At 65.4% G+C, this 18,411-nt stretch carries 10 protein-coding genes; all 10 read left to right on the top strand.

What is annotated here, in order from left to right; all coding sequences use genetic code 11:
- Positions 1-58: 58 nt before the first annotated feature.
- The gene (locus ACP7BV_RS23790) at positions 59-8,869 is read left to right on the top strand and encodes an amino acid adenylation domain-containing protein (RefSeq protein ID WP_426107310.1); all 8,811 of its coding nucleotides are present in this window, start codon (positions 59-61) and stop codon (positions 8,867-8,869) included.
- Positions 8,870-9,022: 153 nt separating this feature from the next.
- Positions 9,023-10,258, top strand: coding sequence for a hypothetical protein (locus tag ACP7BV_RS23785; RefSeq protein ID WP_426107309.1), 1,236 nt, complete (start codon positions 9,023-9,025; stop codon positions 10,256-10,258).
- 56 nt (positions 10,259-10,314) lie between these two features.
- Positions 10,315-10,902, top strand: coding sequence for an ATP-binding cassette domain-containing protein (locus ACP7BV_RS23780; protein WP_426107308.1), 588 nt, complete (start codon positions 10,315-10,317; stop codon positions 10,900-10,902).
- Positions 10,899-11,807 carry a glycosyltransferase gene (locus ACP7BV_RS23775; RefSeq protein ID WP_426107307.1) on the top strand — a complete coding sequence of 303 codons (909 nt, stop codon included), beginning with the start codon at positions 10,899-10,901 and terminating at the stop codon, positions 11,805-11,807. The genes ACP7BV_RS23780 and ACP7BV_RS23775 overlap by 4 nt, the downstream gene beginning before the upstream one ends.
- On the top strand, positions 11,804-13,126 hold the full coding sequence (locus tag ACP7BV_RS23770; RefSeq protein WP_426107305.1) for a glycosyltransferase: 1,323 nt from the start codon (positions 11,804-11,806) through the stop codon (positions 13,124-13,126). Before ACP7BV_RS23775 ends, ACP7BV_RS23770 begins: the two co-directional genes overlap by 4 nt.
- A complete protein-coding gene (locus ACP7BV_RS23765; RefSeq protein WP_426107303.1) occupies positions 13,123-14,805 on the top strand; it encodes an ATP-binding cassette domain-containing protein in 1,683 nt (560 codons plus the stop codon). Before ACP7BV_RS23770 ends, ACP7BV_RS23765 begins: the two co-directional genes overlap by 4 nt.
- Before the next feature lie 231 nt (positions 14,806-15,036).
- Positions 15,037-15,891 carry a 3-hydroxyacyl-CoA dehydrogenase family protein gene (locus ACP7BV_RS23760; RefSeq protein WP_426107302.1) on the top strand — a complete coding sequence of 285 codons (855 nt, stop codon included), beginning with the start codon at positions 15,037-15,039 and terminating at the stop codon, positions 15,889-15,891.
- 7 nt (positions 15,892-15,898) lie between these two features.
- Positions 15,899-16,198, top strand: a complete 300-nt coding sequence (locus tag ACP7BV_RS23755) for a hypothetical protein (protein WP_426107301.1) — start codon at positions 15,899-15,901, stop codon at positions 16,196-16,198.
- Positions 16,199-16,208: 10 nt separating this feature from the next.
- The gene (locus tag ACP7BV_RS23750) at positions 16,209-17,327 is read left to right on the top strand and encodes an acyl-CoA dehydrogenase family protein (RefSeq protein ID WP_426107300.1); all 1,119 of its coding nucleotides are present in this window, start codon (positions 16,209-16,211) and stop codon (positions 17,325-17,327) included.
- A 33-nt stretch (positions 17,328-17,360) separates the two neighbouring features.
- Entirely contained in the window at positions 17,361-18,407 is a 1,047-nt protein-coding gene (locus ACP7BV_RS23745) for an HAD-IIIC family phosphatase (RefSeq protein WP_426107299.1), read from the top strand.
- Positions 18,408-18,411: the final 4 nt, after the last annotated feature.

Below are 18,411 nucleotides of genomic sequence, written 5' to 3'. Positions count from 1 at the left end.
GGCAACTGCGCGCTTGAACACAACGACAATACAACATTGATGAAGCTAGGAAGTAATAATGACCATGACCATGACCACCGACCGCGCTGAGCCATGCGCCGTGTCCCCGCAGCAGCGCATGATCTGGCGCGAGCTGCGAAAGGGCGCGCCGTGTCGGGCTGTTGCGCTTGGCATGAGCGATGCCGCGCCTGACGACGAGCATCTGGCGGCCGCCGCCCACGCGCTGCTGCGCTCGCACCCTTTGCTGCGTTCGCGCTTTACTGGCACCGATGCCGGCCTGCCTGCCGGCGCCACCGATGGCGCAGACATGTCCGCTTTGCTGTCCCGGCTCGCCTTGCCCGCGGAGATGGAATTGGCATGGGAGGCGCTGCACGGTCTCGACCTTGGCACGGTCGCACAGGCGGTGCTTTACCATGGACACAGCCAACTGCCGGACGGGCGCTGGCTGTGCGCGGTGGCCATGCCCGGTATGCATGCGGATGGCGCAAGCGCGGCTGCGGTGCTGGAAACGCTGTACGCGCGCCCGGTTATCGGAGCCGATGCGATCCCTTATGACGACCTGGCCCTGTGGTGGGATGATCAACTGCTTGACGAAGAGCGCGCCGACGGGCGCCGCCATTGGCGCGCACTGCCGGTGCCAATTGTTCCACCGCTGCCGGCCGAACGCGAGGCGGCAGGGGTCATGGAGAGCGGCACGCGGGTGCGCCGCACCTTGGCAGAACCGGCTTGCCGGCGCCTGCAGGCGCTGTGCCAGGCGCTGCAAATCGATAGTGAAACCTGGCTGCTGGCCGTCTGGGGCGAGCTGTTGCGCCGCGTGGTTGGGGGCGAGGCCGATACGGTGCTGCCGCTGTGGCTGCGTGACGGCGGACGCGACATGCAGGAGCTTGCCGATACGCTCGGCCCGGTCGCCAAGCTGCTGCCGGTGGCGATGCCGGTGTCCACAGATGCGCCGTTTTCGCGCCAGCTGCGCGTCTGGCAGGCGGCGCTGCAGCAGTCGCGGCGCTGGGCCAGCGATTTCGAACCCGCACAGGTAGAGCGTCTGGCCCCAAGCGCGGCAGGTCCCGCGTGCCCGTTGCAGTTTGCCTGCTATCCCCAGCGCCCGGCCGGTCTGGATCTGGCGCGCCATGCCGACGTGCTGGCTGCCCATCGCTTGCGCTTGAGCGCCTGGATTGGCGAGGCCGGCTGGGCCACGGTGGAAATCGACGCCGATGCGTCATTCGGCCACGCGTATGGCGCGCGCTTGCTGGACCAGTTCATGGCGGCCCTGAACGCGACCCTGGACGACCCTGAGGTGGCGGCCAACCGGCTTGCCTTGCTCGATGATGCCGCGCGCGAGGAAGTGCTCACGCGCTTTAACCCTGCGTTCACTGTTCGCCGGGACGACGAAGATGTGGCGCTGCGGTTTGCCGCCCAGGCGCGCAGCGCGCCGCACCGCGTGGCGGTGGAAGACGAGGCGGGCGCCTGGACCTATGCTCAGCTGGACCATGCGGTGGAGGCGCTCGTGCGGCGCATGCGCGAGGCCGGTGTCGGACCTGAGGACCGGGTCTGCATCTGCCTTGAGCGCACCCGCGCCTTGCCGCTGGCCGTGCTGGCCGCGCTGCGCGCCGGTGTCGCCTATGTGCCGCTCGACCCGGCGCTGCCGCCGGCGCGCATGGCGGCGGTGCTGGCCCAGGCCAGGCCTGCGCTGGTGCTGGCCGATGCGCACACGGGCGCGCTGTTGCCGGCGCTCGCCTGCACGGTGCTGATGGTCGATGCCGCCGCGCTGGAGCAAGAGGGCGCCGCAGCCGGCCCCCCCGCTACTTTGCAGGCGCTGGCGCCGCAGCAGGCAGCGTATGTCATGTTCACGTCCGGCTCGACCGGCGCGCCCAAGGGCGTGGTGGTGCCGCGCGCGGCGCTGGCCAATTTTCTGGTGGCCGTCGGGCTAACGCATCGGCTTGGCGAGGACGACGCGGTGCTCGGTCTCACCTCGCTTTCTTTCGATATCGCCGGACTCGAATTGCTGTTGCCGCTGGTCGAGGGCGCTCGCCTGGTGCTCGCTTCGGCCGCCAGCGCGCGCGACCCGGAAGCGATTGCCAGGCTGGTAGAGCGCACTGGCGTGACGCTGATGCAGGCAACGCCCGCCACCTGGCAGCTGCTGTGCGAAAGCACCTGGCCAAAGACCGACAAGCCGCTGCGCGTACTGTGCGGTGGCGAAGCGATGAGCGCGTCGCTGGCCAGGGCACTGCTTGAGCGCGTGAGCGAGGTGTGGAATATGTACGGCCCCACCGAAACCACCATCTGGTCCACTTCGCACCGGCTCACGGCGGCGCTGTCGCAGCCTTTGATCGGGCGCCCGTTGCGCAACACCTTTTGCCATGTGCTCGACGCGTATCTGGAACCGGCGCCGGTGGGCGTGACTGGTGAACTGTATATCGGCGGCGACGGCGTGGCGCGCGGCTACTTCGACCGGCCCGACCTGACGGCTGAGCGCTTCGTGCCGGATTTGTTCGGAACGCCCGGCGCGCGCCTGTATCGCACCGGCGACCTGGCCCGCTACCGTGCCGACGGCACCCTCGAATGCCTGGGTCGCATCGACCAGCAGGTCAAGATCCGCGGCTTCCGGGTCGAGCCGGGGGAAATCGAGGCGGCGCTGGTGCGCGCGCCGGGCGTTGGCCAGGCGCTCGTCATGCTGCGCGAAGACGACCCTGGTGCGCCAAAGCTGGTGGCGTATGTGACGGCGCGCGAGGCCCCCAAAGGGGACCAGGCCGGCGGGCCATCGTTCAGCGTGTACTTCTTTGGCGCGGACGGCTTGAACGCCGAGGAAGGCTACAGCCTGTATTTTTCGGCTGCCGAGTTCGCCGACGAGCATGGTTTTGAAGCGGTTTGGACGCCCGAGCGGCACTTCCACCCGGTTGGCGGCCTGTATCCGAATCCGGCGGTGCTCAACGCCGCGCTGGCCGGGCGCACGCGCCGCGTTCACCTGCGCGCTGGCAGCGTGGTGCTGCCCTTGCACTCGACCTTGCGCGTGGCCGAAGAATGGGCCGTGGTCGATCAGATTTCGGGCGGGCGGGCCGGATTGGCCATTGCGTCCGGCTGGCACCCGCGCGACTTTGTGCTGGCGCCGCAGCGCTATGCCCCGGCCGAACGCATCCCTGCCATGCTGGCCGGGATGCGCGATCTGCGCGCGCTGTGGCGTGGCGAAGCCATCCAGCTGCGCGACGGCGCCGGCAACCTGGTCGACGTGCGCAGCTACCCGAAACCGCGGCAGGCGGACATTCCGCTGTGGATCACCTCGGCAGGCAACGCGCAGACCATTGAAACGGCGGCCGCGCACGGCGCCAACCTGTTGACGCACCTGCTCGGCCAGACCATGGAAACGCTGGCCGACAATGTCAGGCTGTACCGCGATGCGCTGGCGCGCCACGGTTTCGATCCGGCGTCGCGGCGCGTGACGCTGATGGTGCACACGTACCTGGGCGAGACGCGCGAGGAAGCGGTGGAGGCGGCGCGCGAACCCTTCCTTGAATACATGCGTTCGCACATTGGCCTGCTCGAGTCGCTGGTGCGCAGCCTGGGCGTCGAGCATCGGGGACTGGGAGCGCAAGACCTGGAAAACGCCGTTGCCTTCGCCTTTGAACGCTACTCGCGCACCGCCTCGCTGATCGGTTCCCCCGAAGACGCGGTGCACGTGGTGCACCAGTTGCACGCCCTGGGCGTGGACGAAATCGCCTGCCTGATTGACTGGATGCCGGCAGCGCAGGCGCTGGCGGGACTGCAGCGCGTACCGGCGCTGCGTGAGATGGCGGCCACGCGCCCCATGCGGCTCGACGCGGACAGCCTGCGCAGCCATTGCCAACGCGTGCTGCCCGACTACATGACGCCCTCGGCATTTTTGGTGCTGGAGCGCTTTCCGCTCACGGTCAACGGCAAGGTGGACCGGCGCGCATTGCCCGCGCCGCAGTCGGCGGCCGATGCAGCCGATGCAGCCGACGGCGCGCCTTTCGAGGTGCCGCGCGAGGGGGTTGAGCAGATTCTGGCCGAGATCTGGGCGCGCGTATTGCGCCGCCCGCGCGTGGGCCGGCGCGATCATTTTTTCCATCTTGGGGGCGACTCCATCCTGGCGATCCAGGTCATTGCCCGCGCCCGCGAGGCCGGACTGCGCATCACCCCGCGCGAGCTGTTCCTGCATCCCACGCTGGAACGGCTGGCGGCAGTCGCCATGGTTGCCCGTCCCGACACGGCCGAGCAAGGCCTGGTGACCGGAGGCTTGACGCTGATGCCGATCCAGCGCTGGTTTTTTGACCTGGAACTGCCCGCGCCCCATCACTTCAATCAGTCGCTGGTGTTGGCCGCTGACGATGGCATCGATGTCACGCTGTTGGCCGAGGCGATGGACGCGGTGCTGGCCCACCATGACGCGCTGCGCCTTAAGTTTGTACGCACTGACGGCGCCTGGCAGGCGGAACACGCCGCCCCTGTTGGTGACACCGTGGTGCCGGCGCATGATCTCTCGACGCTGGCCGAACCTGCACGCGACGCGCGCTTTGCCGCGCTGGCCGATGCGCTGCAGGCCGACGCGCGCCTGGAAGACGGCAAACTGCTGCGCTGCGCAGCCGTGCGCTGGGATCAGCGCGCATGGCGCTTGCTGCTGGTGGGGCACCACTTGATCGTCGACGGCCTGTCCTGGCGCGTGATCGTCGAAGACTTGTCGAGCGCATATCGCCAGCGGGTGCGCGGGCAAGCCGTGGCCTTGCCGCTCAAGACCGCGTCGTTGCGCGAATGGAGCGAACGCCTCGGCGCGCTGGCGCAAGACCCCGGCGTGCTGGCCGAATTGCCGCACTGGGAAGCTGCCTGCGCGGCGGCCACGCGCGTACCCGCAGCTGCGCTCGATGCCGGCACCGTTCCCGAGCCGATCGTCCATAGCGTGCACCTGGATGTGGGGACCACCGCCGCGCTGGTGCAGCAAGTGCCAGCCCTGTTCCGCACCCGCATCGACGACCTGCTGCTGACCGCTCTGTCGAGCGTACTGGCGGCGTGGACCGGCAGCACCACCGTCGGCTTTGACCTGGAGTCGCACGGGCGCGAGGCGCTGTTCGACGACATCGACGTGTCGCGTACCGTGGGCTGGTTCACGTCGCTATACCCGGTGCGCATCGCGCTCGGTGGCGAGACCGACCCGCTGTGCCTGTTAAAGTCGGTAAAAGAACAGTTGCGCACCATTCCCCGCCACGGCATCGGCTACGGTGTGCTGCGTTACAGCGCCGGCGCGCCTTCGCTGGCGGCTGGGGCCGCCAATGCGGTGTGCTTCAATTATCTGGGCCAGATTGGCGCCGTCTTCGACGAGCAGGCGCTGTTCGCGCCGGCTACGCAGCCGCGCGGCCTGGAGCGCGACGCCGCCAATCGGTCGCCCAATCCGCTTGAAGTAAATGCGGTCATTATCGACGGCGAGCTGCACGTTTCATGGAGCAGCCAGGATAGCGCGCTCGATGCTGCCACGGTGGCGTGGCTGGCCGCGTCGTTCATGGAGCGGTTGCGCGGCCTGGTAGATGCCTGCCTGGCCTCGGCCGGCGGCTACACCCCGTCCGACTTTCCGCTGGCCGCCGTTGGCCAGGACTGGCTCGACGCACTGCACGCACGCGACGATGCGGCCGGCAATGCGGTGGAAGATTTGCTGGCGCTGACACCAATCCAGCAGGGCGTGTTGCTGCACTCGCTGATGCATGCCGGCAGTGGCATGTATGTGCAGCAGATGCGCAGCGAGTACGACGGCTCGCTCGACGTCAAGGTGCTGCAGGGGGCGCTGCAGGCGATGCTCGATCGGCATGCGGTGTTGCGCGGCACTGTTGTATGGGAGGGCGTGCAGACGCCGCTGATGATCGTCTACCGCCACGTGGCCGTGGAACTGGTGGTGCACGACTGGCGCATGCACGACGCGGCAATGGTGGCCATGAAGCGCGCCGATTTCCTGGCCGAGGACCGGGCCCTTGGCTTTAACGAACCGGGCCAGCTGCTGCAGCGCTTTACGCTGCTGCGCCTGTCCGACGCTACATACGAGCTGGTCTGGACTTGCCACTACCTGTTGTTCGACGGCTGGTCATTCGCCGAGCTGCAGCGGCAATTCCTTGCCGATTTTGCGGCTCTGGCCCAGGGGCAGGCGCTGCAGGCGCCGCCGCCGCGCCCGTTCAGCGACTACGTCGCATGGCTGGCGCTCCAGGATCATGGCGAGGCGCAGCGGTTCTGGCGCGAGCAGTTGTCAGACATCGAGCAAGCAACGCCGCTGATGCTGGACCATCGCGGGCAGGAACGCCACGGCCACGGCGTGATCGAACTGGTGATCGAGCCGCCCGAGACGGCGCAACTGGCGGCCTTTGCCACCAGCGGCGGCCTGACCATGAACACGGTGGTGCAGGGCGTGTGGGCGCTGCTGCTCGCGCGCCTGTCGCAAGAGCGCACGGTGGTGTTCGGCTGCACGGTATCGGGCCGGCCGGCGGAACTGCCCGGCGTTGAAACCATGATCGGCATGTTCGTCAACAGCTTGCCGGTGCGGGTCGATATCGACGACGCCTTGCCGCTGCGCGAGTGGCTCTCGGCGCTGCAGCAGCGCCTGGCGGAAATGCGGCGCTTTGAAGCCATGCCGCTGACGCAAATCCAGGCGTGCAGCGGCCTGCCGTCCGGTGCGCCCTTGTTCGAGTCGCTGGTGGTGTTCGAGAATTTCCCGATCGACGACGTCTTGAAGCGGGGTGGACATCGCTTGCCGATCCGCTCGCTGTCGGTCCAGGAGCAAACCAATTACCCGCTCACCCTCACCGTGACCGCGGGTGACAAGCTGGCGCTGGCGTTGAGCTACGACTATGCGCGTTTCGACGAGCAGGCTGGCGAAGCCATCATGGCCATGCTGCGCATCCTGTTAGCTTCGCTGCTGACGGCGGCGCAACTGCCGCAAGGCCGGCTGGGCGACCTGGTGCTGCTGGACCCGGCGCAGGAATCCATGCTGGTGCGCGAGTGGAACCGGACGGGCAGGGTGGACGCAGATGGCCAGACCGTGCATGGCCTGGTGCAGGCGCAGGCCCTGCGCACGCCGCAGGCGGTGGCGCTGCGCTGCGGCGAGCAGACCTGGAGCTACCAGCAGCTCGAACACAGATCGAACCGGCTCGCGCACGAGCTCAGATCGCGCGGTTGCGGCCCCGGCGTGCGGGTTGGCGTGTGCCTGCCGCGTACGCCCGACATGGTGGCGGCGCTGCTGGCGGTGATGAAGAGCGGCGCCGCGTATGTGCCGCTCGATCCGGCCTACCCGGCCGAACGGCTGGCCTTGATGGCCGGGGACGCGCAATTGAAGCTGGTGCTGTGCGACGCGCAGTGGGCGCAATTGGCGCCGCCGGATTGCCTTGAACTGGGCTGCCTGGTGGACGCAACGCTGGCAGCCGAGCGTCCGGCCACGGCGTTGCCTGAGTGCGCACGGCCGTACGACCTGGCCTATGTGATCTACACTTCGGGTTCGACCGGCCGGCCCAAGGGCGTGGCGATTGAACACCGCAGCTCGGTGGCGATGATTCACTGGGTGCGGGAGAGCTTCACGGCGCAGGAGCTGGGCGGCATGTTGGCCAGCACTTCGGTATGCTTCGACCTGTCGGTGTTCGAGCTGTTCGCGCCGCTGTCCATGGGCGGCACGGCGGTACTGGTGGAGAACGCGCTGGAGTTGCCGCAGCTGGCGCAGGCGGTCAGCTTCGTCAATACGGTGCCTTCGGCCATGATCGAACTGCTGCGCCATGGCACGCTGCCCGCGAGCGTCACAGCGGTGGGACTGGCTGGCGAACCGCTGACGGACTCGCTGGTGCAGCGCATTTTTGAGCGCTCGCAAGTGCAGGCAGTGTACAACCTGTACGGGCCTTCCGAGGACACCACCTATTCGACCTGGGATGTGGTGCGCCGGGGCGAGCGGCGCGAGATGACGATTGGCCGGCCTTTGACGGGCACCCAGGCGTACGTGCTGGACTTGTGCGGGCGGCCGCTGCCGGTGGGAGTGGCGGGCGAGCTGTATCTGGGCGGGCAAGGTCTGGCGCGCGGCTACCTGGGTCGGCCGGACCTGACGGCCGAGCGCTTTGTGCCCGATCCGTTCAGCGAACAGGCTGGCGCCAGGTTGTACCGCACGGGCGACCGGGTCAAGTGGCGCGCGGACGGCCGGCTGGCGTTCCTGGGCCGGATCGACCACCAGGTCAAGCTGCGCGGCTACCGGATCGAACTGGGCGAAGTGGAGGCGGCGCTGCGCGTGCAAGAGGGCGTGCAGGAAGCGCTGGCGATGGTGCGCGACGAAGGCGAGGCCGGTCCGCGCTTGCTGGCCTGGGTGGTACCCAAGGCCGGCGCGGTATTGGCGGCGGCGGACTTGAAGGCGCTCTTGCAGCGCAGCTTGCCAGGGTATATGGTGCCGTCTGCGATGGCCGTGCTGGCGGCGTTTCCGCTCACGCCAACGGGCAAGATCAACCGGCGCGCATTGGCCTCGCCGGTGCTGGGCGCAACTGCCCCGGCAGCGCCCGAGTCGATGACCGCCACGCAGCAGCAGATCGCCGCCATCTGGCGCGAACTGCTCGGCGTGCCGCAGGTGGGCCTGCACGACAATTTCTTCGACCTTGGCGGGCATTCGCTGCTGATGCTGCGCACGCTCGGCCAATTGCGCGAGCTGGGCGGCAATGCTGCCGGGCTGGACATCGTCGACCTGTTCACCTACCCGACGGTGGCCGCGCTCGCGCAGCGGCTGGCGGCCGATGAGCAGCAAGCGGCCCACAGCGCGGCCACGGCGGCGTCGCGCATCCAGGACAGCGCCGCGCGGCAGCGGGCGGCGCAGCAACAGCAACGTAACAAGCACCTGAAAAGCAAACATGCCAGCACAACCTAGCACGATGGAACTGACAGACGTCGACCATGCACTTGGCGCCTCCCGGGGCGGCAAACTGCTGCATGCCCCACTGTATAATCCGCCGCTTTGCGCCACTTGCCAGGGAGAAACGTCATTGAAAACGCTGCGCTGCCCACGCTCAAGGAGCGGGCAATGATGCTCCGGATGCTGGGTCTGCGTTTGCTCTGGTACAAGAACGCAACCGCGCAATTGCTGATGCGCCGCTGGCAAACCATTTTGCTGGCCGTGGGAACCATGGCGCCGGTGGGCGGATCCTTGCTCGGCGTGGCGGCCTATCCCGTGCTGGCACTGCTCGCGCCTGAACACGGCGTTGCCTGGCGCGTGGGGGCGATCGGGCTGTGGCAGGGTTGTTGGGCCTTGTGGGCAATGATGCAGCGCGATCAATTGCACGGCGGCGTATTCACTGACTACGCCCGCGCGCTGCCCATTGGGCGCCGCACCAGGCGCGCCGTGGATCTGGTGGTGCTGTTTTTGGCCGACACGCCGCTGCTCATTCCGTTCGTGGCCGCCTTGATCGCCGTCCTCTTCAAGCACGCCATGCCCTGGGAAGTCATCAAGGGTACGATGCTGATCGCTTTCCTGCTGGTCACGCAGCTGTGCGCCCAGATAGCGATCCTGCAGAACCGCCCGCAAGTGGTGCCTAGCTTTTTGGCGATCAATCTGTGGGTTGCCATCGCGCTCGCGCTGCCCCCGCTGTGGGCCGCGCTTGGCGTGACGATTGCCCTGGGTGCCAGCCTGGTGGCCCTGGTGGCGGACGTGCCGGCCATGCCGCGCCGTGCCAACGATGCCTTGCGCGGCCTGTTGCTGCCGCTGGGGCGACGTTTGTCCTGGCTGTTCCAGCAACTGCCGCCGCATGTGCGGCTCTCGCTTGCCATCCTGTATAGACAGCATTATTCGATCATGCTGGGCAAGTTTTTCACTTGCATGCTGGTGCTGTTCACCTGCCTGGGCTTGATGTCGGTGTGGCAGTACGATTACCGCTGCCTGCCCACGGCGGTGATCGCCTCGACGCTGATCGCGCTCGCCTCCAGTGGGCTGTACCGCCCGCTGGAAATGGCCCACGAGGCGGCGCGCTCGCTGAGCGGCGCCTTGCCTTTGCGCGCCCGCTGGTCGGTGGCGCCGGACACGGTGGCGATCCTGAGCTTCGGTCTGCCGTTTGTGCTGGCGCTGGTCTGGACCTTGCACTCGCGTGTGGGCCTGCCGGCCTTGTCCGCCCTGGTGTACGTCGCCAGTTTCATGCTGCTGTCAACCGTGCTGCGCTGGCCGCAGCTGTTCTCGAGCCGGCATGCTGTTGTGTCCAGTTCCCTGCTGGCCGTGCTGTGGACGGTCGGGACGGCTAATATTTTCCCAATTTTAAAGATTTCATGATGCTACGTTTCGATAACGTTTCAAAGTCCTTCAATAAGCGGAAAGTGCTTGACGGCATGAGCCGCAACTTTCCCACGGGACTGTACGCCCTGCACGGCAGCAATGGCATCGGCAAGTCCACGCTGCTGGCCATCCTGGCGGGCATTCTGGCCCCCGATTCAGGCGCCATCGAGATTGACGGCTGCTCCTTGCTCGGTTCACCGGAAGCGGCCAAGGCCAAGCTTTCCTTCGTGCCTGACGATTGTCCGGTCTATCCTTTCATGCGGGGGCGCGAACTGCTGCAGTTCGTCGCGCAGGCAAAGCGGGTAACCGTTACCCAAAAGGTCGAAGACTTGATCGACCAGTTCGGCATGCGCCACTATCTGGACACGCGTTTCGGCCAGATGTCGCTGGGCACGCAAAAGAAAATGATGCTGGCCGCGGCCTGGATCGGCGAGCCGTCCGTGCTGCTGCTCGATGAACCGAGTAATGGCCTGGACGGCGCCACGCGCGACGTGCTGATCGCGCGCCTGCGTGACATGGGGCGCAATGCGGTCGTGCTCATGTCCACCCACGATGCCGACTTCGCCACTGCCGTCGGAGCCGAGGTGATTGCCTTTGCCAGCCTGCAAGGCGCCGGGACGCCGGTTGGGGCGGCAAAGTGAGCGCGCCCGATTCGACTGTTTTGCCCGCTGCACTGCCATACGTCTCGGTCATCGTTCCCACCTTCAACGGCGCAGACACCTTGCCTGCGCTGCTGGCAGCACTGGCGGCCCAAACCTACCCGCGCGAGCGGATGCAGGTGCTGGTGGCCGACGATGCTTCCACCGATGGCACGGCAGCCCTGCTGGCGCAGCATGCCCCGCAGGTGCAGCATGTGCGCCTGGACCGCAACCGCGGCTCGTACGCGGCGCGCAACGCGGCGCTGGCGCAGGCGCGCGGCGACATCATCGCCTTCACCGACGCCGATTGCCAGCCGCATCCGGACTGGCTGCTGCAGGGCGTGCGCGCACTCCAGCAGCAGGGTGGGGGACTGGTGGCCGGCGCGGTGGCGATCGAGCCGGTTGCGCGGGCGTCGGTGGTGCAGCGCTACGACCAAGCGTTCGGGATCCAGCAAGCGTTTTTTGCCCTGCGCAAGCGCTTTGGCGCCACCGCCAATCTGCTGGTCGACCGGCGCGTGCTGGCCACCGTTCCGGCGTTTGACGAAAACTTGCGCTCGGGCGGCGACAAAGCGTTTTGCGACGTGTGCACGGCCCAGGGACAGGCTTTCTCGTACGCGCCACAAAGCCGGGTCGCGCATCCGCCGCGGCTTGCGCTGGGCGAACTGGTGATCAAGCAGGCGCGCATCGCGCGCGGGCATGCGCAGATTTTTGCGCGCTGGTCGCGCTATCGCATCCTGCCGCTGTCCTGCCATCCCGTCGAGTCGTTTGACAACGCGGCTTTCCAGCGCGAGGGCAGTGCCTGGTTCCGGTGGCGTTTTCGCGCCCTCTACTACGGTCTCGAACTGGTGTACCTGCTGCATTACGCGCGCGCTTGTCTGAAACTGACGCTTAAGGAACGATTGTCATGAATGCAATAACGCGGCGCGCTCGCTACGTGCTGTTCGTCCTGCTGGGTACCGGGGGCGATGTCTGGCCCGCCCTCCAGCTGGCCTGCGCACTGCGGGACAGGGGCGACGAGGTTGAAGTGGCGTCCTACGCCAATGTCGAAGCCGACGTGCGCTCCCTCGGCCTGGCGTTCCATGCGGTCGGCTCGCGCGAGGAGTATCTGGCGCAGGTGGAGCAGCCCGCATTCTGGGGCCGCATGGGACCGCACATGGCCATGGCCGAAGGCGGCTACGTACGCCTGGCCATTCCCCGGGTCCATGCACTGGTGGCCTCGCTGCGCGAGCGGCGCCCGTTGCTGGTGTGCACGCGCAACGCCTATGGCGCCCGCTTTGCGGCCGAGCAATTCGGCCTGCAGTGCATCAACCTGGTCTACAGTCCGCAGCAATTGATTACCCCGGACCGGCTTCCGTACCCAGCCAACACCCGCCTGGCGCGCGCATTGCCCGTGTTTTACAAGCGCGCGATGCTGCGCCTGGCGGACCGGTTCAACCTGGACCTGCTGTTGCCCACCGTGAACGCACTGCGCCTGCCGCTTGGCCTGCCGCCGATTCGCCGTCTGCGCGAATGGCTGTTTTTTGGCAGCCCGGCCCTAGCCTTGTATCCGCGCTGGTTCGACGATTTGTCGGCGCTGGCAAGCTCCAGCGTGGCCCAGGGCGACTTTCTGCTGCGCCACACTGACGAAGACGCGCCGCTTGACGACGCGCTGCTGCGTTTTCTCGATGCCGGCCCGCCGCCCGTAGTCTGCAGCCTGGGCACCGGCATCGCCCATGCCCGCGAGCGTTACGCCCTGGTGGCAGCGGCGCTCGCCCAGCAAGGGCGGCGCGGCGTGTTTGTCACCACGTTTGACGGCAACCTGCCCGAGCAGCTGGGCGCGCACGTGTTCAGGGTCGCCTATGCGAACCTGGCGCCAGTGCTGCGGCGCTGTGCGCTGCTGATTCACCACGGCGGCATTGGTACCATGGCGCAAGCCATGCTGGCGGGCACGCCGCAGTTGGTGATGTCGTTCTTCTACGACCAGGCCGACAATGGCGAGCGCGTGCGTCGCCTCGGTCTGGGCGGCATGCTCGAAGGCGACGGCTGGGACGTGGGCACCGTGGCCGCAGCAATTGAGCACGCCCTGTCGCAGCCGGCAGCCCAGCGCCTGGCGCTGCGCGAACGCATGCGCACCTCGGCGGGGGAGGCGGCCTGCGTCGATGCGTTCGAGTCGCTTCTCGCAACGGTTGCGTCGGCACCGGCGGTCGCCAGCGCAAGCTGCACTGCCCTGGCGGAGGTCAGCCCATGAAGCGCTATATGGCAAGCTTTCTGGCGTTGACGGGGCTGCGCTCCCGGCAGATGCTGTACATGGTGGGCGATGCGCTGGCCGGCGGCGTGCTGGGGGCGGCGCTGTTGACGGTGCTGTCCGAAGCGTTGAAGCGGGTAGGCAAGCAACAGGACGATCTATGGCTGATCGCGGCCTTTGCCGTAGGCCTGGTGCTGTATGTCGTGCTGCAGCACTTTGCCGTCGCGCGCATGACGCACGCCACCGAACTGGCGTGCGAAAACGTGCGCCTGCGCCTGTTGAAGGCGGCGCTGAACGCTCCGCTGATGGACAGCGAAAACACGCCGGCGCACCTGAAGCGCGCCTTGCTCACGCGCGATGCGGTGCAACTGGCCGGCGCCATCCCGAACTGGATCGGCCTGTTGACGTCGTTTGCTACCGTCACCAGCGCGCTGGCCTACCTGGCGTGGCTGTCGCTGACGTCGACGCTGGTCGTATGCGCCGTCATTTTGCTGGCAGTCTACGCCTACCAGATGCTGATCGGGCGGACGATTGCCCGCATGCGCGAAGCCTACCGGGTGGCTGATACGGGACTGGGATTCGCCGACGATTTATTCCTCGGCACCAAGGAACTCAAGCTCGACCCTGAGTTTGCGCGCACCTTTGTGCGCGACGACCTGGCCGCCACCTTGCGCCGCGCGCGTGAGCTGTCGGTCAGCTTTCGCATCCAGCAACACGATGTCGGCCTGGTCGGCGTGGTCGCCTTTTATGGCTTGACGGCATTGGCGGCCTTTGCCTTCGAGCGATGGCTGCATGTGGCGGCCGATATCGTCAGCAGCGTGGTGGTGGTGCTGCTCTTTCTGCAGGGGCATATACAAAGCATGGTCCAGCGCCTGCCCGCGTTGACCGAATCCGCAGGGGCCCAGGAACGCGTCAACGTGCAACTGGCGACCTGGGAGCGCCGCGCCGAAATCGCGGTGGCGCAGCAAGCCATTGCGGCCTTGCCGCCGGACTGGCGGATGCTCAGGCTCGAGTCCGTCTCGTTTTCTTACGGAAAGGGCAGTGCCGGTGGCGCCTTCCAGCTGCGCGACGTGAGTCTGGCGGTGCCGCGCGGCGCGACGGTGTTTATTGTCGGCGGTAACGGCAGCGGCAAGACAACGCTGGCCAAGCTGCTGCTGGGGCTGTATTCGCCGGAACAAGGCCGCTTGATGATTGACGACGTCGTGATCGACGCCTCGCAGGTACTGGCCTACCGTTCCGCGTTCAGTTCGGTGTTCAGCGACGTCCATCTGTTCCGGCGCTCGCTGGACATGCTGCCCGAGGCGTCGCGCCCTGGGTTCGAAAAGGCGATGGACGAACTCGACTTGCGCCTGCAGTTCGGGGACGATGGCCGGCTTGACGTGCGCGCGCTGTCCCAGGGGCAGAAAAAGCGCGTGGCTTCTGCCTTTGCGCTGGCGGAACACCGCCCGCTATGCCTGTTTGACGAGTGGACAGCCGATCAAGATCCCGAGTTTCGGCAATATTTTTACGAGACCTTCCTGCCGCGCCTGCGGGCAGAAGGGCGCACGGTCTTCGTCATTACCCATGACGACCGCCATTTTCACCGTGCCGACATGCTCGTGCGACTGGATGGGGGGCGGGTGGTCGACGTCGAGCGGCGCGATGCTTGTGCCGCCATGGTAACCATGGCGGCACAAGCGTAGGGACAAGTTTGCACCCGGCTTGCAGCAACAAAATAGCCTTTTTGTCATTGTGTATTTTCTGGAAATTGGTGTATTATCAATGTTGCGTCACGTCTACTTTTTGGCCGTGTGGGTTGGCCTTGCATGTTGGCCGTTTGGGCCGGCCAGACGCGACGGTTTTACCGTCATGTTGCTTGTTCGGACGGTAGGCCTGGCCAACGTCGCGTAACACTAATCTAGTTTGGAGAAGCAATGAAAGTGGTGGGTGTAATTGGCGCCGGCGTCATCGGCAAGGGCGTGGCGCAAGACCTCGCCAGCGCGGGATTCGAGGTCATCCTGATCGATATTTGCCAGCGCAAGCTCGAACAGGCACGTACCGACATCCGCAACGAACTGCGTTTTCATGGCCTGATGAACAGGTCGGGAGAAAAGGTGGACGTGGATGCCGTCCTGCAGCGCATTGTTTTTTCCAGCTCTTACGCCTTGCTCGCGCGCGCCGATGCCGTGATCGAGAACGTGGTCGAGAAATGGGAAGTAAAAAAGAGCGTGTATGCACTGCTTGAACAATACTGCCCGCCCCACTGCATTTACGCGGCCAACACGTCGGCCATTCCCATTACCCGGATCGCCGGCCTGACGCAGCGCCCGGGCCAGGTGCTGGGCATCCATTTCATGAACCCGGTGCCCATGAAGCGCGCCGTCGAAATGATCCGGGGCTTTCATACGACCCAAGACACGCTTGCCACCGCCGGCGACATGCTGAAAAAAATGGGCAAGGAAGCGATCCTGGTCAACGATTCGCCGGGCTTTGTATCGAACCGGGTATTGATGTTGACGATTAACGAAGCCATTTTGCTGGTGCAGGAAAACGTCAGCAGCGCCGCCGACGTGGACCGGATTTTCACCTCATGCTTCGGGCACAAGATGGGGCCGCTGGAAACGGCGGACCTGATCGGCCTCGACACCATTCTGTATTCCATCGAAGTGTTGCAGGACGCCTTTGCCGATTCCAAATACCGGCCCAGCGTGCTGCTCAAGCAGATGGTCGACGCCGGACTGCTGGGCAAGAAAAGCGGGCAGGGTTTTTATCAATATGCACAACAATAGGTCGAACATGAGCACGAACATTAGCACGATTGGCGCAGGCGCCGGCAATGACGGCGAGATCCGCACGTCACTGCGCAATTTTATCGCCGGTTTCATTCGGAACAAGGAATTCCACGATAACGACGATATTTTCAAGGGTGGCTTTGTCAACTCCATGTTCGTGATGCAGCTGATCCTTTTCATCGAGAAAAACTTCGCCCTGGCAGTGGAGAACGAAGACCTCGAATTGAAAAATTTTTCCAGTGTCGATGTCATGGTGTCGTTCATTACCCGCAAACTCGCGCCCGCTGCAGTGCCATGCGCGTAAAGGGGAAACGATGATTGCGAGCGGTCCACACCGGCGCGATGAACTGCGCGCGTTCCTGGCAGCCACGGTTGGCAAGCATGCAAACCAGTTCGATCTGGACCAGCGCATACCGCGCAGCGTGATTGCCCAATTGGCCGAGGCGGGTATTCTCGGCGCCCAGGTGCCGCGCCAGTTTGGCGGCACCGAGTATGACGCCTTCGATTTCGGCCATGTATGCGAACTGGTGGGGTACGCCAGCGGTTCCGTGCTCAGCTTGCTGACGGTGCATTCCATCGTTGCGTCCACCATCGTTCGCTGGGGTAGCGCCTCGCAAAAAGAGCGCTGGCTGCCGCCCCTGGCGAGCGGGGCTTCGCTCAGCGCTTTTGCCCTGAGCGAAGCGGACGTTGGCAGCGATGCGCGCAACGTGGGCACGCGCATTCGCCGCGAAGGCGATACGTTTGTTGTGAACGGCACCAAAAAGTGGATTTCGTGCGGCCAGATCGCCGATCTCTTTTTGATTGTTGGTAATTGCGACGGACGCGTGATCGGCCTGATCGTCGAGGCCGACAACCCGGGGCTGAGCATTGCGCCGATCAGCGACATGCTCGGTTTTAAGGCGGCCATGCTGGCCGAAATCACGCTCGATGAGTGCGTCGTCGCGCAAGACCAGCTGTTGGGCAGCGTCGACTTCGGATATGCGCAGGTGGTCGGGTCCGTGCTGGACCATGGCAGATTCTCGATTGCCTGGGGCTGCGTTGGCCTGGCCCAGGCGTGTATCGATGCGAGCCTGAATTACACCGAAACGCGGCAAACCTTTGGCCAGTATTTGAAGGATCACCAACTGGTGCAAAAAATGATCGCGGACATGGTCACCAATACCCAGGCAGCGCGTTTGCTGTGCGAGGACGCGGCGCGCAAAAGAGCGGCGGGCGACCATGGCGGGATCATGGCGACCACGATGGCGAAATACTTCGCTGCGCGCAATGCTGAAACGGTCGCGGCCGAAGCGGTCCAGCTGCACGGTGCAAATGGCTGCAGCAACGACTATCCGCTGGCCCGCCATTACCGCGACGCGAAAATCATGAGCATTATCGAAGGCAGCGCCCAGATGCAACAAATCCTGATCGCCCAGCACAGCTACGGGCGCTAATTTTGAACCAGAAAGCGCCGCATGCAACAGAATATGAGCACTAGCCCCACACCGCGCCGCGGCAAAATCAAATGCCTGGTCTGGGATCTGGACAATACGCTGTGGAACGGCATTTTGTCCGAAGGCGACCAAGTCGCCGTCGCCCCCGAGGTTGTCGAGGTCATCAAGGCGCTCGATCAGCGCGGCGTATTGCAGTCCATCGCCAGCAAAAATGACGCCCACTTTGCGCTCGAGCGCCTGCGCCAGTGGGGATTGGACGCGTTTTTTCTGTATCCGCAAATTGGCTGGGGCGCCAAGAGCGCAGCGATCGCAACGATCGCCGAGCGCCTCAATATCGGCATCGATGCGATCGCCTTTATCGACGACCAGCCATTCGAACGGGACGAAGTGGCCTCGGCGCACCCGGACGTGCTGTGCCTGGACGTGGGCGAAATCGGCAACTTGCTGGCCATGCCGGAATTGACGCCCCGTTTCCTGACCGACGAGTCCTCTCGCCGTCGCGAAATGTATGTGCTCGATGCCGCCCGCTCCGAGGAAGAGAGCAGTTTCACCGGTCCCAAGGAAGACTTCCTCGCTGCGCTGAACATGATTTTTACGATCGCCCCGGCGGCCGAGACCGACCTGCACCGGCTCGAGGAATTGACGGCGCGGACCAATCAGCTCAACACCACCGGCTATATCTACAGCTATGAAGAGCTTGACGCCCTGCGCCAGTCGGACGACCACTTGCTGCTCACCTGCGCGCTCGACGACAAGTACGGCGCTTACGGAAAAATTGGCCTGGTGTTGATCGAGAAGCGGCCGCGCGCCTGGACCATCAAGCTGATGCTGATGTCGTGCCGCGTCATGTCGCGCGGGGTAGGCACCATTTTGCTCACCCATGTCATGCAGCTGGCCCGCTCGGCCGAGGTCGCGCTGCGCGCCGAGATGGTATTGAACGATCGCAACCGCATGATGTACATGACGTACAAGTTTGCCGGCTTCGTGGCCATGGAAAAGACCGACGGCGTCGAGATGCTCGAACACAATTTGCACCTCGTTCCCGCCATTCCCGGGTACGTCGAGCTGCGTACCTTGTGATTTA

Source organism: Massilia sp. TSP1-1-2 (genome assembly GCF_049896185.1).
Classification (GTDB): domain Bacteria; phylum Pseudomonadota; class Gammaproteobacteria; order Burkholderiales; family Burkholderiaceae_D; genus Telluria_A.
Note: the sequence above shows the minus strand (reverse complement) of the source record. Positions and strands in the feature narration are given on the sequence as shown.

Coding starts and splice junctions, on each gene's coding strand:
- ACP7BV_RS23790 (WP_426107310.1), top strand. CDS start 59: ATGACCATGACCATGACCACCGACCGCGCTGAGCCATGCGCCGTGTCC.
- ACP7BV_RS23785 (WP_426107309.1), top strand. CDS start 9,023: ATGATGCTCCGGATGCTGGGTCTGCGTTTGCTCTGGTACAAGAACGCA.
- ACP7BV_RS23780 (WP_426107308.1), top strand. CDS start 10,315: ATGAGCCGCAACTTTCCCACGGGACTGTACGCCCTGCACGGCAGCAAT.
- ACP7BV_RS23770 (WP_426107305.1), top strand. CDS start 11,804: ATGAATGCAATAACGCGGCGCGCTCGCTACGTGCTGTTCGTCCTGCTG.
- ACP7BV_RS23765 (WP_426107303.1), top strand. CDS start 13,123: ATGAAGCGCTATATGGCAAGCTTTCTGGCGTTGACGGGGCTGCGCTCC.
- ACP7BV_RS23760 (WP_426107302.1), top strand. CDS start 15,037: ATGAAAGTGGTGGGTGTAATTGGCGCCGGCGTCATCGGCAAGGGCGTG.
- ACP7BV_RS23755 (WP_426107301.1), top strand. CDS start 15,899: ATGAGCACGAACATTAGCACGATTGGCGCAGGCGCCGGCAATGACGGC.
- ACP7BV_RS23750 (WP_426107300.1), top strand. CDS start 16,209: ATGATTGCGAGCGGTCCACACCGGCGCGATGAACTGCGCGCGTTCCTG.
- ACP7BV_RS23745 (WP_426107299.1), top strand. CDS start 17,361: ATGAGCACTAGCCCCACACCGCGCCGCGGCAAAATCAAATGCCTGGTC.